The following is a 14,450-nucleotide window of genomic DNA, read 5'->3' on the forward strand; positions in this document are numbered from 1 at the left end:
CTGGCAGTCTAGCGCCCCGTGCTCAGGTCTTCTTGCGCTTGGGCAACTGCACCACCACGCTTTCCGAGTAGCGGTCGTGCCAGGTCAGCTGGTCCTTGTCCCACAGCATCCACAGGTAGCCGAGGCCGCAGGGCAGCCAGGAGCCGATGGCGATGAAGAAGCGCAGCAGCGCCTGCCACAGGTCGATGGCGCTGCCGTCGCGGTTCTGGATGCGCACACCCCACACCTGCATGCCGAGGGTCTGACCGTTGTGGGTCCAGAACTTGGCGAAGAAGGCGAACAGGGTGATCAGCAGCAGGCTGCCGAGGATCGGGTCGTTGTCCAGCGCACCGGCCTGCGATAGGGCCAGCAGCTGCTCGCTGCCGTAGACCAGGCGCAGGATGCCCTGCTGGTAGATCAGACCGACCACCATGATCAGCGCCACGCAGAGCAGGAAGTCGTAGAACATCGCGGCCAGGCGGCGGATCAGGCCGGCGCGGGGGAAATCGCCCTGCGGGCGCAGCTGGTGTTTGGACATGGCAGGCTCGCTTGCAAGGATTTCAGGCGTAAAAAAACCCGCCTGAGCGGGTTTCTTCACTATGTGGTGCCCCGAAAGAGACTCGAACTCTTACGCTGTCGCCAGCGGCGGATTTTGAATCCGCTGCGTCTACCGATTCCGCCATCGAGGCAATGGCCGCGGAGTATAGGGTTGGCGCGACGGGCGGTCAATCGACCGTTGCGCCAACCCCGGGCTCCGCCGGTCGGGGCGGATCAGGCCTCGATCAGCTCGCCCTGGGCGGCGGCCTTCTGCGCGGCCTGGCTGGCGGCCTGCAGGGCGGTCAGGGCGATGGTGAAGACGATGTCGTCCACCAGCGCGCCGCGCGACAGGTCGTTCACCGGCTTGGCCAGGCCCTGCAGCATCGGGCCGACGCTCAGGCAGTTGGCGTTGCGCTGCACCGCCTTGTAGGTGGTGTTGCCGGTGTTCAGGTCGGGGAACACGAACACGGTGGCCTGCCCTGCGACCTTGCTGTTCGGCGCCTTCTGCTTGCCGACGCTGAGCACCGAGGCGGCGTCGTACTGCAGCGGGCCGTCGATCGGCAGCTGCGGGGCGCGCTCCTGGGCGATGCGGGTGGCTTCGGCGACCTTCTCCACCTCGGCGCCGGCGCCGGAGCTGCCGGTGGAGTAGCTGATCATCGCCACGCGCGGGTTGACGCCCAGTGCCACGGCGGACTCGGCGCTCTGCAGGGCGATCTCGGCCAGCTCGGTGGCGCTCGGGTTGGGGTTCACCGCGCAGTCGCCGTAGACCAGCACCTGGTCGGGCAGCAGCATGAAGAACACCGAGGACACCAGGTTGTAGCCCGGCGCGGTCTTGATCAGCTGCAGGGCCGGGCGGATGGTGTTGGCGGTGGTGTGCACCGCGCCGGAGACCAGGCCGTCGACCTCGTCGAGGGCCAGCATCATGGTGCCGATCACCACGGTGTCCTTGAGCTGCTCGCGGGCCTGCTCGGGAGTGAGGCCCTTGGACTTGCGCAGTTCGCACATCGGCGCGACGTACTGCTCGGCGATCACCTCCGGATCGAGGATCTCCAGACCTTCCGGCAGGACGATGCCCTGCTCGCGGGCCACCGCGGCGACCGCCTCGGGCTTGGCCAGCAGCACGCAGCGGGCGATGCCGCGCTCCTGGCAGATCGCCGCGGCGCGCACGGTACGCGGCTCGTCGCCCTCGGGCAGGACGATGCGCTTGTCGGCGTCCTGGGCGCGCTTGACCAGCTGGTAGCGGAACGCCGCCGGCGACATGCGCAGCTCGCGCGGCAGGCTGCAGCGGGTGTGCAGGAACTCCGGGTGCAGATGCTGGGCGACGAACTCGGTGACGCGGCTGGCGCGCTCGATGTCGTCGGCCGGGGTTTCCTTGTTGAGGCCGGACAGGTTGCTGGCGGTCTCGAACGAGCCGGTAGCGACACTGAGCACCGGCAGGCCGCTGTCCAGCGCCGCCTTGCACAGGTCGAGGATGCGCTGGTCCGGGCCGAAGTCGCCGGTCAGCAGCAGGCCGGCCAGCTTGACGCCGTTCAGCGCGGCCAGGCAGGCGGCGAGGATGATGTCGTCGCGGTCGCCCGGGGTCACCACCAGCACGCCCGGCTGCAGCAGGTGGGTCATGTTCGGCACGGTGCGGGCGGCCAGGATGATCTTCTGCACGCGGCGCTGGGTGGCCTCGCCAGCGCTCAGCACGCGGGCGCCGAGGGCTCCGGCGATGTCGCTGGTGCGCAGGGCGTTGAGTTCGGCGTTGAACGGCACGGCGCCGAGCAGCTGGAAGGTCTCGCTGCCGAGCAGCGGCAGCTGCTGCTTGAGCGCCTCGACGAAGGCCGGCACGGCCTCGTCGCTGTTGACCTTGTTGAGGATGGTGCCGAGCACCTTGGGATCACGGGCGCCACCGAACAGCTGGGCCTGGATCTCGATGCGCTCGGCCAGCTGCTTGAGGCTCTCGCTGCCCTGGGCGGCGACCAGGATCACTTCGGCGTCGAGGCTCTTGGCCAGCTGGGCGTTGATGCGTGCGGTGTAGTCGGAGTCGCGGGTCGGCACCATGCCCTCGACGATCACCACGTCCTTGCCGGCGGCGGCCTGCTGGAAGCGCTTGACCACTTCCTCGAGCAGCAGGTCCAGCTCGCCGTCGGCCAGCTGGCGCTCGACCTGGGCCAGCGGCAGCGCTTCGGGGCTGGCGAGGTTCAGGGTGCGCTCGACCAGCAGGCAGGAGCGCTCCTGGCCCTGGTCGATCGGGAAGGGCTGGGCGATCGGCTTGAAGAAGCCGACCTTCAGGCCGGCCTGCTCGAGGGCGCGGATCAGGCCGAGGCTGACGGAGTTGAGACCACCGCCGAAGCCGGTGGGAGCGAGGAACAGAGTGTGCATGGTTTCTCCTTGGGGGAGCTGGGTGCTCAGACTCTAGAAGGCGGGTTCGGGCGGGGGCCAGCAAGACGAAACCCGACGCCGGGAGGCAGTCGGGTTTCGGCGCTTGCTCAATCTCCGCTCGGCATACGGAGTCGCTCGGGCTCAGGCGTCGAGCAGGGCGAGGGTGTCGAGGGCGATCTGGCGCTCCTCGTTGGTCGGCACGACCATGATGCGCGGGCTGCCCTCGGCCTGGATCTCGCCGGCCACGCCGCGGGTGCAGCGGGCATTGGCCTCGGCGTCGACCTTGAAGCCGAACACCTTGAGATGGTCCAGGGTGCGCTCGCGCACGGCGGCGGAGTTCTCGCCGATGCCGCCGGTGAACACCAGGCCGTCCAGCTGCGGCAGGGCGCAGGACATGGCGGCCAGCGACTTGGCCAGGCGGTAGCAGAACACCTCGAAGGCCAGTACGGCGCCCGGGTGGCCGGCCTGGCGGGCTTCGGCCAGGGTGCGCATGTCGTTGGACAGGCCGGACAGACCCTTCAGGCCGCTTTCCTTGTTGAGCATGGCGTCGATCTTGGCCAGGTCCCAGCCCAGGGTGTTGTGCAGGAAGTTGTGCAGGCTGGGGTCGACGTCGCCGCTGCGGGTGCCCATCACCAGGCCTTCCAGCGGGGTCAGGCCCATGCTGGTGTCGCGGCTTTCGCCGTTGACCACCGCGCAGGTCGAGCAGCCGTTGCCCAGATGGGCGACCAGCCAGCTGCTGTTCTCCACCGGCAGGCCGGCCAGCTCGGCGGCGCGTTTGCTGACGTAGCGGTGGCTGGTGCCGTGGAAGCCGTAGCGGCGCACGCCGTGCTCGGTGTAGAGGAACTCCGGCACCGCGTAGCGATAGGCGTGTGCCGGCATGCTCTGGTGGAAGGCGGTGTCGAACACGCCGACCTGCGGCAGTTCGGGGAACAGGTTGATCGCCGCGTGGATGCCGCTCAGGTTGGCCGGGTTGTGCAGCGGCGCCAGCTGGATGTTGGCCTCGATGCCGGCCAGGGTGCTGTCGTTGAGCAGGGTGGAGGCGAAGAACTTCTCGCCGCCGTGCACCACGCGATGGCCGATGCCGTCCAGATGGCCGCCGGCGGCCTCCTCGACGCGCGGCAGGATCTGCGCGAGGGCGGCCTGGTGGTCGGCATCCGGAACGTTCACGCTCTCCTTGCCGGCGGCGCTCTCGAAGTGGATGACGGCTTCCGGGCTGCCGAGGCGTTCGGCCAGGCCCTGCAGCGGGAAGCTGCTCTGCGCTTCGTTCACCAGGGCGAACTTGATGGACGAGCTGCCGCAGTTGATCACCAGAATGTTGCGGGCGGACATTGGGGCTCCTGAAATCGTGTCGCGAGGGAGCCACGCGCACGCGTGGGTCACCTCAAGTTAACTTTTTATGGTTGGGGTGCCCGGCGTTCTTGTGGAACATGGACTGATCAGGGATGTCGTTATCCTGACATGCGGGGTTTGCAGCTGCCGTTCTTCTTTAGTCGAATCAAAACCCTCGCTAAGTAGGGGGCTTTGCGCGCTCTGGCACGGCCCCGGTGCGTGGCGGGCCGGGGGCATTTCCGGTAAGCTGTGCGGCCTTTCGAGAGTCCCCCGATGCGTGTTGCAGACTTCCATTTCGAGCTTCCCGACCGGCTGATCGCGCGCCACCCGCTGGCCGAGCGCCGCGCCAGCCGCCTGCTGGTGCTGGACGGCCCGAGCGGCGAGATCCGCCACCGCCAGTTCCCCGACCTGCTGGACTACCTGCGTCCCGGCGACCTGATGGTGTTCAACGACACCCGGGTGATCCCGGCGCGGCTGTTCGGCCAGAAGGCCTCCGGCGGTCGCCTGGAGATCCTCGTCGAGCGCCTGCTCGACGAGCGGCGCGTGCTGGCCCACGTGCGCGCCAGCAAGTCGCCCAAGCCGGGCAGCCTGATCCACATCGACGGCGGCGGCGAGGCCGAGATGCTCGCCCGCCACGACGCGCTGTTCGAGCTGCGCTTCGCCGAGCCGGTGCTGGCGCTGCTCGAGCGCGTCGGCCACATGCCGCTGCCGCCGTACATCGACCGCCCCGACGAGGACGCCGACCGCGAGCGCTACCAGACCGTCTACTCCGACAAGGGCAAGGCCGGTGCGGTGGCCGCGCCCACCGCCGGCCTGCACTTCGACGATGGTCTGCTCGCCGCGATCCGCGAAAAGGGCGTGGACACCGCCTTCGTCACCCTGCACGTCGGCGCCGGCACCTTCCAGCCGGTGCGCGTCGAGCGCATCGAGGACCACCACATGCACAGCGAGTGGCTGCAGGTCGGCCAGGACGTGGTGGATGCGGTGAACGCCTGCCGGGCGCGCGGCGGCCGGGTGGTCGCGGTGGGCACCACCAGCGTGCGCTCGCTGGAATCCGCGGCGCGCGATGGCGAGCTGAAGGCGTTTTCCGGCGACACCGACATCTTTCTCTACCCCGGGCGGCCGTTCCACGTGGTCGACGCCCTGGTCACCAACTTCCACCTGCCCGAGTCGACCCTGCTGATGCTGGTGTCGGCCTTCGCCGGCTACCCCGAGACCATGGCCGCCTACCGCGCGGCGGTGGAAGAGGGCTACCGCTTCTTCAGCTACGGCGACGCCATGTTCATCACCCGCAATCCCGCCCCGCGCGGCCCCGAGGAAACCCCATGAGCCACATGTCCTTCGAGCTGCTGGCCACCGACGGCAAGGCCCGTCGCGGCCGCCTGACCTTCCCCCGCGGGGTGGTCGAGACCCCGGCGTTCATGCCGGTCGGCACCTACGGTACGGTCAAGGGCATGCTGCCGCGCGACGTCGAGGCGATCGGCGCGCAGATCATCCTCGGCAACACCTTCCACCTGTGGCTGCGCCCGGGCACCGAGGTGATCAAGAAGCACGGCGATCTGCACGACTTCATGCAGTGGCACGGGCCGATCCTCACCGACTCCGGCGGCTTCCAGGTGTTCAGCCTGGGCGCGATGCGCAAGATCAAGGAGGAGGGCGTGTACTTCGCCTCGCCGGTGGACGGCGCCAAGGTGTTCATGGGGCCCGAGGAGTCGATGCAGGTGCAGCGCGAGCTGGGCTCGGACATCGTGATGATCTTCGACGAATGCACGCCGTACCCCGCCGACTTCGACACCGCCCGCAAGTCCATGGAGCTGTCGCTGCGCTGGGCGAAGCGCTCGAAGAACGCCCACGAGGGCAACCCCTCGGCGCTGTTCGGCATCGTCCAGGGCGGCATGCACGAGGAGCTGCGCCTGCGCTCGCTGGAAGGCCTCTTGGAGATCGGCTTCGACGGTCTGGCCATCGGCGGCCTGTCGGTGGGCGAGCCCAAGGAGGACATGATCCGCATCCTCGACTTCCTGCCCCCGCAGCTGCCGGCCGACAAGCCGCGCTACCTGATGGGCGTCGGCAAGCCCGAGGATCTGGTCGAGGGCGTGCGCCGCGGCGTCGACATGTTCGACTGCGTGATGCCGACGCGCAACGCACGCAACGGCCACCTGTTCACCGAGACCGGGGTGATCAAGATCCGCAACGCCGTGCACAAGCAGGACGACTCGCCGCTGGATCCGGCCTGCGACTGCTACACCTGTCGCAATTTCTCCCGCGCCTACCTGCATCATCTGGATAAATGCGGCGAAATGCTGGGTAGCATGCTGAATACCATTCACAACTTGCGACATTATCAGCGCCTGATGGCCGGTTTACGCGATGCCATCGCCCAAGGTACATTGGCCGCCTTTGTCGCCGACTTCTATGCGCGACGCGGCCTGCCGGTTCCGCCGCTGGACTGATTTCCACCCTTTTGCAGATCTTGCTACAGGAGTAGTACATGAGCTTTCTGATCGCCGCCGCCCATGCCGCCGACGCCGCTCCGGCCGGAGCCCCGCCGGGTGGCGAGTACATGCAGTTCCTGATGCTGGCCGGCTTCGTGGTCATCTTCTATCTGCTGATCTGGCGTCCCCAGGCCAAGCGCGCCAAGGAGCACAAGAACCTGCTCGCCGGCCTGCAGAAGGGTGACGAGGTGGTGACCTCCGGCGGCATCGCCGGCAAGGTGGTCAAGGTCGCCGACGACTTCGTGGTGCTCGAGGTTTCCGACAGCGTCGAGCTGAAGTTCCAGAAGATGGCCATTGCCGCCACCCTGCCCAAGGGCACTCTGAAGGCGATCTGAGTTTTCCTCCTTCCTAAATTCACGGGGCACGCAAGGTGCCCCGTGTTGCAAACGGGCTGTGTCATGCTCAACAAGTATCCCCTGTGGAAATATCTGCTGATCCTCGTGGTGCTCGGGATCGGCTTCATCTATTCCGCGCCCAACCTGTATCCCGACGATCCGGCCATCCAGCTCACCGGCGCCAGCACCGCGCTGAAGATCGAGCAGGCCGATGTCGCCCGCGCCGAGCAGGCGCTCAAGGACGCCGGCATCGCGGTCAAGGCCAGCAGTCTCGGCGACAAGGGGGCGCTGCTGCGCCTGACCCGCCAGGAAGACCAGCTGCCGGCCAAGGACGTGGTGCGCCGCGCTCTCGGCGACGACTACGTGGTGGCGCTGAACCTGGCGCAGACCACCCCCGACTGGCTGCGCAGCCTGGGCGCCAGCCCGATGAAGCTGGGTCTGGATCTGTCCGGTGGCGTGCACTTCCTCCTCGAAGTGGACATGGACAAGGCCGTCAGCGCGCGCATGAAGGTCTACGAGGGCGAGGTGAAGAGCCTGTTGCGCAAGGAGCGCCAGCGCTACCGCTCGCTGCCGCAGCAGGACGGTGCCATCCAGCTCGGCTTCAGCGACGCCGCTGCTGTGGAGCAGGCCGAGCGCGTGATCCGCAAGGACTTCCCGGACTTCGACGTGCAGCGCAGCGAGCGCAACGGCCTGCAGGTGCTGCGTCTGGCGCTGACCCAGGCCAAGCTGGCGGAGATCCGCGAGTACTCGATCAAGCAGAACCTCACCACCGTGCGCAACCGGGTCAACGAGCTGGGCGTCGCCGAGCCGCTGGTACAGCGCCAGGGCGCCAACCGCATCGTCGTCGAGCTGCCGGGCGTGCAGGACACCGCCGAAGCCAAGCGTATCCTCGGCAAGACCGCCAACCTCGAGTTCCGCCTGGCCGCCGAGGCCGACGCCCCGCGCGCCAGCACCGAATCCTTCGACTTCCGCCAGGAGGGCCGTCCGCCGGTCCAGCTGGAGCGCAGCGTGATCATCACCGGCGACCAGGTCACCGACGCCCAGGCCAGCTTCGACGAGAACGGCCGGCCGCAGGTCAACATCCGCCTCGACGGCCACGGCGGCGAGCTGATGAACCGCGCCACCCGCAACAACGTCGGCCGCAGCATGGCGGTGGTGTTCATCGAGCAGAAGCCGGTGACCCGCTACGTCAAGCAGATGGTCGACGGTGTGGAGAAGGAAGTGCCGGTTTCCGCCTTCAAGGAGGAGAAGCAGGTGATCAGCCTGGCGACCATCCAGTCGGCGCTGGGCAACAGCTTCCGCATCACCGGCCTCGACGGTCCGGGCGAGTCCTCCGAGCTGGCCCTGCTGCTGCGCGCCGGCGGCCTGGCCGCACCGATGTACTTCGCCGAGGAGCGCACCATCGGCCCGAGCCTGGGCGCGGAGAACATCGAGCTGGGCATCCAGGCCTCGCTGTGGGGCTTCCTGTTCGTCGCCCTGTTCATCGTTGCTATCTACAAGTTCTTCGGCATCCTCGCCACCGTGGCGCTGGGCTTCAACATGGTGGTGCTGCTGGCGCTGATGTCGCTGCTCGGAGCGACCCTGACCCTGCCCGGCATCGCCGGTATCGTGCTGACCATGGGCATGGCGGTGGACGCCAACGTGCTGATCTTCTCGCGTATCCGCGAGGAAATCGCCAACGGCATGGCGATCCAGCGCGCGATCCACGAGGGCTTCGACCGCGCCTTCTCGGCGATTCTCGACGGCAACCTGACCACCCTGCTGGTCGGCGCCATCCTGTTCGCCATGGGCACCGGTCCGATCAAGGGCTTCGCCGTGACCATGTCGCTGGGCATCCTGACCTCCATGTTCACCGCGATCTATGTGACTCGTGCGATGGTCAACGTGCTCTACGGTGGCCGCAATCTCAAGAAGCTGTGGATCTGAGGACTGCCTGAATGAAACGTGTGATTAACTTCATGGGCATCCGGCACGTCGCCTTCGCGCTGACCGTGCTGCTGACCCTGGCTTCGCTGGCCAGTCTGGCGATCAAGGGGCTGAACTTCGGCCTCGACTTTACCGGCGGCACCCTGGTCGAGCTGGCCTACGAGCAGCCGGCGCAGCTCGACAAGGTGCGTGGCCAGCTGCGCGAGGCCGGCTATCCGGATGCGGTGGTGCAGAGCTTCGGCGCCACCACCGACGTGCTGGTGCGCCTGCAGGGCGATGATCCGCTGCTGGGCAACCAGCTGGCGGAAGGCCTGCGCAAGGTCAGTGCCGATACGCCTTTCACCCTCAAGCGCGTCGAGTTCGTCGGCCCGCAGGTGGGCGAGGAGCTGCGCGACCAGGGTGGCCTGGGCATGCTGCTGGCGCTCGGCGGCATCCTGGTCTACGTGGCCTTCCGCTTCCAGTGGAAGTTCGGCTTCGGCGCCATCGTCTCGCTGATCCACGACGTGATCGTCACCCTCGGGGTGTTCAGCTTCTTCGAGATCCCCTTCGACCTGACCGTGCTGGCGGCGGTGCTGGCGATCATCGGCTACTCGCTGAACGACACCATCGTGGTGTTCGACCGCATCCGCGAGAACTTCCGCCTGCTGCGCAAGACCGAGCTGATCGACAACATCAACATCTCCACCACGCAGACCCTGCTGCGCACCCTGGCCACCTCGATCTCCACCCTGCTGGCGGTGGTGGCGCTGATGGTGTTCGGCGGCGAGAACCTGTGGGGTTTCTCCCTGGCGCTGCTGATCGGCGTGGGTGCGGGTACGTACTCCTCCGTGTACATCGCCAGCATCTGCCTGATCTGGCTGAAGCTGACCCGCGAGGACCTGATCCCGCCGGTGGTCGAGGACGCGGTCGACGAGCGGCCGTAAGCTGCGCCTCGCCCATGAAGAAAGCGCCTTTGGGCGCTTTTTTCATGTCCGGCTTTCTGCCGGCGATAAAAAACCCGGCACCAGGGCCGGGTTTTTCTGGCGCAGCGCGCTCAGCGCTTGAGCGCCGGCGGCAGGTGCGGCTGGATGGCGGTCAGCACGGCCTTGAAGCACTTGGTGTTGCCGGCGACGATGTGGCCCTTGTCGAGGAACTCGTGGCCGCCGGTGAAGTCGCTGGTCAGGCCGCCGGCTTCCTGCACCAGCAGGGCGCCGGCCGCCATGTCCCACTCGGACAGGCCGAACTCCCAGAAGGCGTCGAAGCGCCCGGCGGCGACGTAGGCCAGGTCCAGGCTGGCGGCGCCGGCGCGGCGGATGCCGGCGGTCTGGCCGACCAGGCTGCGGAACATGCCCAGGTAGCTGTCCAGGTGGTCGAGCTGGCTGTCGCGGAACGGGAAGCCGGTGCCGAGCAGGGCGCCTTCCAGGCCCTTGCGGTTGCTGACGCGGATGCGCCGGCCGTTGAGCGCCGCGCCGCGGCCGCGGCTGGCGGTGAACTCCTCCTGGCGCACCGGGTCGAGGACCACGGCGTGCTCGACGCGGCCGCGGTACTTGCAGGCGATGCTCACCGCGAAGTGCGGCAGGCCGTGGATGAAGTTGGTGGTGCCGTCCAGCGGGTCGATGACCCACAGGTAGTCGGCGCCGTCGCCCTGGCCCGGCTGCAGCCCGCTTTCCTCGGCGAGGATGCCGTGGTTGGGGTAGGCCTTGCGCAGCACGCTGATGATGGTCTGCTCGGCCGCGCGGTCGACCTCGGTCACGTAGTCCTTGGCGTCCTTCTCGTTGACCGAGAGTGCATCCAGGCGTTCGATCGAGCGGAAGATGAGTTCGCCGGCACTGCGGGCCGCGCGCAGCGCGATATTCAGCATGGGCTGCATGGAGGGGTCACCTGGGCTGTTAAAGAAAGCCGGCCATTCTAGCAGAAAAGCCCTCGCCATGAAGGGCGCGTGGCGCCGGCGGCGACGCTTGGGTAAGATTCGGCTCCTTTTCAGGTTCATGGTGGGAGAGCGAGCGTGCTCGACAGGATTCGCGTGGTGCTGGTCAATACCAGCCATCCGGGCAACATCGGCGGGACGGCGCGGGCCATGAAGAACATGGGGCTGTCGAAACTGGTGCTGGTGCAGCCCGAGGAATTTCCCAGCGGCGAGGCCAACGCACGGGCCTCCGGCGCCACCGACATCCTCGAGGCGGCGGTGGTGGTCGACACGCTGGAGCAGGCGCTGGCCGGCTGCAGTCTGGTGCTCGGCACCAGCGCGCGCGACCGGCGCATTCCCTGGCCGCTCCTCGATCCGCGCGAGTGCGCGCAGAAGAGCCTCGAGCACGTCGAGCTGGGCGGCGAGGTGGCGCTGGTGTTCGGCCGCGAGTACGCCGGGCTGACCAACGAGGAGCTGCAGCGCTGCCAGTACCACGTGCACATCCCTTCCAATCCCGAGTTCAGTTCGCTGAACCTGGCCACCGCGGTGCAGGTGCTGGCCTACGAGGTGCGCATGGACTGGCTGGCCCGCCAGGGGCGGCCGACCAAGGTGGAGAAGCTGGAGACCACCGCCATGCTCGATGCGGTGCCGGTCACCGCCGACGAGCTGGAGCTGTACTATAGGCACCTCGAGGAGACCCTGGTGGCGATCGACTTCCTCGATCCCGAGAAGCCGCGCCACCTGATGGCGCGCCTGCGGCGCCTGTACGGCCGGGCCGGCATCAGCAAGCTGGAAATGAACATCCTGCGCGGTATCCTCACCGAAACCCAGAAGGCGGCCCGCGGCGAGTCGCACAAGCGGAGAAATGACTGATGTTCGAGCGCATGCGAGAAGACATCCAGAGCGTGTTCCATCGCGACCCGGCGGCACGAAACACCCTCGAGGTGCTGGTCTGCTACCCCGGCCTGCACGCCATCTGGCTGCATCGCGTGGCGCACTGGCTGTGGAGCGCCGACTGGAAGCTGCTGGCGCGCTTCGTCTCGCACCTCAGCCGCTGGCTGACCGGCATCGAGATCCATCCGGGGGCGCGGATCGGCCGGCGCTTCTTCATCGATCACGGCATGGGCATCGTCATCGGCGAGACCGCCGAGATCGGCGACGACGTCACCCTCTACCACGGCGTGACCCTGGGCGGCACCAGCTGGAACAAGGGCAAGCGCCATCCGACCCTGGAGGACGGCGTGATCGTCGGCGCCGGGGCGAAGATCCTCGGTCCGTTCACCGTCGGCGCCGGCGCCAAGATCGGCTCCAATGCGGTGGTCACTCGCGCCGTGCCGGCGGGCGCCACCGCGGTGGGCATTCCCGGGCGGATCATCGTCAAGGCCGATGACGAGCAGGAAGCGCGGCGCAAGGCGATGGCCGAGAAGATCGGCTTCGATGCCTACGGCGTCAGCGAGGACATGCCCGATCCGGTGGCGCGCGCCATCGGCCAGCTGCTCGATCACCTGCAGGCGGTCGACGGGCGCCTGGAAGGCATGTGCAAGGCGCTCACCGCGCTGGGCAGCGACTACTGCGCCAAGGAGCTGCCGGCGCTGCGCGACGAGGACTTCGCCGGGGTCAAGCCGGCGGCCGTCGATGCCGCCGGCCAGGCCGAGCCGGCACCGCCGCGGGCGCACGATTGAGGTGCGCGGGCCGGGGAACTGCTATAAGATCCCCGGCTCCGCTATGCGGTCAGGCTATTCCGACTGAAACGCTCGGTCTTTTAGTTGACTGCTTTGCTCGGAAAACTGCATACTCTGCGCACTTTCCGAATCATCGTGGTGCAAGCCCATGCGACTGACCACCAAGGGCCGTTACGCCGTGACAGCCATGCTCGATCTCGCGCTGCATGCGCAGAACGGGCCGGTGTCCCTCGCCGACATTTCCGAGCGCCAGGGCATTTCCCTGTCCTATCTCGAACAGCTGTTCGCCAAGCTGCGGCGCGGCAGTCTGGTCACCAGCGTGCGCGGCCCGGGCGGCGGCTATCAGCTGTCGCGCGACATGGCCAGCATCGACGTGGCCCAGGTCATCGACGCCGTCAACGAGTCGGTCGACGCCACCCGCTGCCAGGGGCTCGGCGGCTGCCACGAAGGCGATACCTGCCTGACCCACCACCTGTGGTGCGGCCTGAGCGACCGGATCCACGAATTCCTCAGCGGCATCAGCCTGGCCGACCTGGTGCGCAACCAGGAAGTGCAGAGCGTCGCGCAGCGCCAGGATCAGCGTTGCCTGCAAGGCAAGGGGATGCCGTCCAGCCCGCTTGAAAAGATCGAAGCGTCCGCCATCGACTGATGCCGCGGTTGCCAGCCTGACAGGAGAGACCTGATGAAATTGCCGATCTACCTGGATTATTCCGCGACCACGCCGGCCGATCCGCGCGTGGCGCAGAAGCTGTGCGAGTGCCTGACCATGGACGGCAACTTCGGCAACCCGGCCTCGCGCTCCCACCTGTTCGGCTGGAAGGCCGAGGAGGCGGTGGAGAACGCCCGCCGTCAGGTGGCCGAACTGGTCAACGCCGACCCGCGCGAGATCGTCTGGACCTCCGGCGCCACCGAGTCCGACAACCTGGCGATCAAGGGCGTCGCGCACTTCTACGCCAGCAAGGGCAAGCACATCGTCACCTCGAAGATCGAGCACAAGGCGGTGCTGGACACCACCCGCCAGCTGGAGCGCGAAGGCTTCGAGGTCACCTACCTGGAGCCGGGCGAGGACGGCATCATCACCCCGGCGATGGTCGAGGCGGCGCTGCGCGACGACACCATCCTGGTCTCGGTGATGCACGTCAACAACGAGATCGGCACCATCAACGACATCGCCGCCATCGGCGAGCTGACCCGCGCCCGCGGCATCCTGTTCCACGTCGACGCGGCGCAGTCCACCGGCAAGGTGGCGATCGACCTGGAAGCGATGAAGGTCGACCTGATGTCCTTCTCCGCGCACAAGACCTACGGTCCCAAGGGCATCGGCGCCCTCTACGTGCGCCGCAAGCCGCGCGTGCGCCTCGAGGCGCAGATGCACGGCGGCGGTCACGAGCGCGGCATGCGCTCGGGCACCCTGGCCACCCACCAGATCGTCGGCATGGGCGAGGCCTTCCGCATCGCCAAGGAAGAGATGGCCGCCGAGAACGTGCGCATCAAGGCGCTGGCCGAGCGTTTCCTGGCCCACCTGGAAGGCATGGAAGAGGTCTATCTGAACGGCTGCCGCGAGCAGCGCGTGCCGCACAACCTCAACCTGAGCTTCAACTACGTCGAGGGCGAGTCGCTGATCATGGCGCTCAAGGACCTCGCCGTGTCCTCCGGCTCCGCGTGCACCTCGGCCTCCCTGGAGCCGTCCTACGTGCTGCGCGCCCTGGGCCGCAACGACGAACTGGCGCACAGCTCGATCCGCTTCACCTTCGGCCGCTTCACCAGCGAGGCGGAAGTCGACTACGCCGCCGCCAAGGTGCGCGAGGCGGTGACCAAGCTGCGCGAGCTGTCGCCGCTGTGGGACATGTTCAAAGAAGGCGTCGACCTGTCCAAGGTCGAGTGGCAGGCGCACTGACGCCGTACCGATTCAGCGAGGATT

13 protein-coding genes and 1 tRNA gene are annotated in these 14,450 nt (G+C 67.6%); 9 read left to right on the forward strand and 5 right to left on the reverse strand.

The genetic code is table 11. The features are described from left to right. Positions 1–22 precede the first annotated feature (22 nt). The 4 genes from SK095_RS18950 to SK095_RS18965 form a co-directional block, all read right to left on the reverse strand. On the reverse strand, positions 23–517 hold the full coding sequence (locus SK095_RS18950) for an RDD family protein (protein WP_320547154.1): 495 nt from the start codon (positions 515–517) through the stop codon (positions 23–25). A gap of 64 nt (positions 518–581) precedes the next feature. After that, a tRNA-Leu gene (locus tag SK095_RS18955) sits at positions 582–668 on the reverse strand. Positions 669–750: 82 nt separating this feature from the next. Then, positions 751–2,880 (reverse strand): phosphate acetyltransferase, encoded by a 2,130-nt coding sequence (gene pta, locus SK095_RS18960; RefSeq protein ID WP_320547155.1) that lies wholly within the window; start codon positions 2,878–2,880, stop codon positions 751–753. A 141-nt stretch (positions 2,881–3,021) separates the two neighbouring features. Further along, positions 3,022–4,209, reverse strand: coding sequence for an acetate kinase (locus SK095_RS18965; RefSeq protein WP_320547156.1), 1,188 nt, complete (start codon positions 4,207–4,209; stop codon positions 3,022–3,024). A gap of 273 nt (positions 4,210–4,482) precedes the next feature. On the opposite strand from SK095_RS18965, the gene queA reads away from it, so the two are divergent. From queA to secF, 5 genes are all read left to right on the forward strand, one after another. After that, a complete protein-coding gene (gene queA / locus SK095_RS18970) occupies positions 4,483–5,538 on the forward strand; it encodes a tRNA preQ1(34) S-adenosylmethionine ribosyltransferase-isomerase QueA (RefSeq protein ID WP_320547157.1) in 1,056 nt (351 codons plus the stop codon). 5 nt (positions 5,539–5,543) lie between these two features. Beyond that, positions 5,544–6,659, forward strand: a complete 1,116-nt coding sequence (tgt, locus tag SK095_RS18975; RefSeq protein ID WP_320548929.1) for a tRNA guanosine(34) transglycosylase Tgt — start codon at positions 5,544–5,546, stop codon at positions 6,657–6,659. 38 nt (positions 6,660–6,697) lie between these two features. Then, the gene (gene yajC, locus SK095_RS18980; protein WP_136490923.1) at positions 6,698–7,036 is read left to right on the forward strand and encodes a preprotein translocase subunit YajC; all 339 of its coding nucleotides are present in this window, start codon (positions 6,698–6,700) and stop codon (positions 7,034–7,036) included. A gap of 63 nt (positions 7,037–7,099) precedes the next feature. Continuing rightward, complete coding sequence (secD, locus tag SK095_RS18985) at positions 7,100–8,962, forward strand: protein translocase subunit SecD (protein ID WP_320547158.1); 1,863 nt, start codon at positions 7,100–7,102, stop codon at positions 8,960–8,962. Between the two features lie 11 nt (positions 8,963–8,973). After that, the gene (gene secF, locus SK095_RS18990) at positions 8,974–9,885 is read left to right on the forward strand and encodes a protein translocase subunit SecF (RefSeq protein ID WP_136490925.1); all 912 of its coding nucleotides are present in this window, start codon (positions 8,974–8,976) and stop codon (positions 9,883–9,885) included. Between the two features lie 110 nt (positions 9,886–9,995). Here secF and suhB read toward each other — a convergent pair whose 3' ends face one another. Beyond that, complete coding sequence (gene suhB, locus SK095_RS18995) at positions 9,996–10,811, reverse strand: inositol-phosphate phosphatase (RefSeq protein ID WP_136490926.1); 816 nt, start codon at positions 10,809–10,811, stop codon at positions 9,996–9,998. Between the two features lie 135 nt (positions 10,812–10,946). Between suhB and trmJ the strand changes: the two genes are divergently transcribed. The 4 genes from trmJ to SK095_RS19015 all read left to right on the forward strand — a co-directional run bounded on the left by trmJ (position 10,947) and on the right by SK095_RS19015 (position 14,426). Next, complete coding sequence (trmJ, locus tag SK095_RS19000) at positions 10,947–11,720, forward strand: tRNA (cytosine(32)/uridine(32)-2'-O)-methyltransferase TrmJ (RefSeq protein ID WP_320547159.1); 774 nt, start codon at positions 10,947–10,949, stop codon at positions 11,718–11,720. Next, positions 11,720–12,529, forward strand: a complete 810-nt coding sequence (gene cysE, locus SK095_RS19005) for a serine O-acetyltransferase (protein WP_136490928.1) — start codon at positions 11,720–11,722, stop codon at positions 12,527–12,529. Before trmJ ends, cysE begins: the two co-directional genes overlap by 1 nt. 148 nt (positions 12,530–12,677) lie before the next feature. Continuing rightward, positions 12,678–13,178 (forward strand): Fe-S cluster assembly transcriptional regulator IscR, encoded by a 501-nt coding sequence (gene iscR / locus SK095_RS19010; protein WP_136490929.1) that lies wholly within the window; start codon positions 12,678–12,680, stop codon positions 13,176–13,178. Positions 13,179–13,211: 33 nt separating this feature from the next. Beyond that, positions 13,212–14,426, forward strand: a complete 1,215-nt coding sequence (locus SK095_RS19015; RefSeq protein ID WP_320547160.1) for an IscS subfamily cysteine desulfurase — start codon at positions 13,212–13,214, stop codon at positions 14,424–14,426. Positions 14,427–14,450 lie beyond the last annotated feature (24 nt).

The organism is Pseudomonas sp. AN-1, from assembly GCF_034057115.1.
Lineage (GTDB): Bacteria > Pseudomonadota > Gammaproteobacteria > Pseudomonadales > Pseudomonadaceae > Geopseudomonas.

Excerpts from the sequence above, each read along its gene's own strand:
- SK095_RS19015 (WP_320547160.1), top strand. The coding sequence starts at position 13,212 with ATGAAATTGCCGATCTACCTGGATTATTCCGCGACCACGCCGGCCGAT.
- pta (WP_320547155.1), bottom strand. The coding sequence starts at position 2,880 with ATGCACACTCTGTTCCTCGCTCCCACCGGCTTCGGCGGTGGTCTCAAC.
- queA (WP_320547157.1), top strand. The coding sequence starts at position 4,483 with ATGCGTGTTGCAGACTTCCATTTCGAGCTTCCCGACCGGCTGATCGCG.
- suhB (WP_136490926.1), bottom strand. The coding sequence starts at position 10,811 with ATGCAGCCCATGCTGAATATCGCGCTGCGCGCGGCCCGCAGTGCCGGC.
- cysE (WP_136490928.1), top strand. The coding sequence starts at position 11,720 with ATGTTCGAGCGCATGCGAGAAGACATCCAGAGCGTGTTCCATCGCGAC.
- secD (WP_320547158.1), top strand. The coding sequence starts at position 7,100 with ATGCTCAACAAGTATCCCCTGTGGAAATATCTGCTGATCCTCGTGGTG.
- secF (WP_136490925.1), top strand. The coding sequence starts at position 8,974 with ATGAAACGTGTGATTAACTTCATGGGCATCCGGCACGTCGCCTTCGCG.
- SK095_RS18965 (WP_320547156.1), bottom strand. The coding sequence starts at position 4,209 with ATGTCCGCCCGCAACATTCTGGTGATCAACTGCGGCAGCTCGTCCATC.
- yajC (WP_136490923.1), top strand. The coding sequence starts at position 6,698 with ATGAGCTTTCTGATCGCCGCCGCCCATGCCGCCGACGCCGCTCCGGCC.
- tgt (WP_320548929.1), top strand. The coding sequence starts at position 5,544 with ATGTCCTTCGAGCTGCTGGCCACCGACGGCAAGGCCCGTCGCGGCCGC.
- iscR (WP_136490929.1), top strand. The coding sequence starts at position 12,678 with ATGCGACTGACCACCAAGGGCCGTTACGCCGTGACAGCCATGCTCGAT.
- SK095_RS18950 (WP_320547154.1), bottom strand. The coding sequence starts at position 517 with ATGTCCAAACACCAGCTGCGCCCGCAGGGCGATTTCCCCCGCGCCGGC.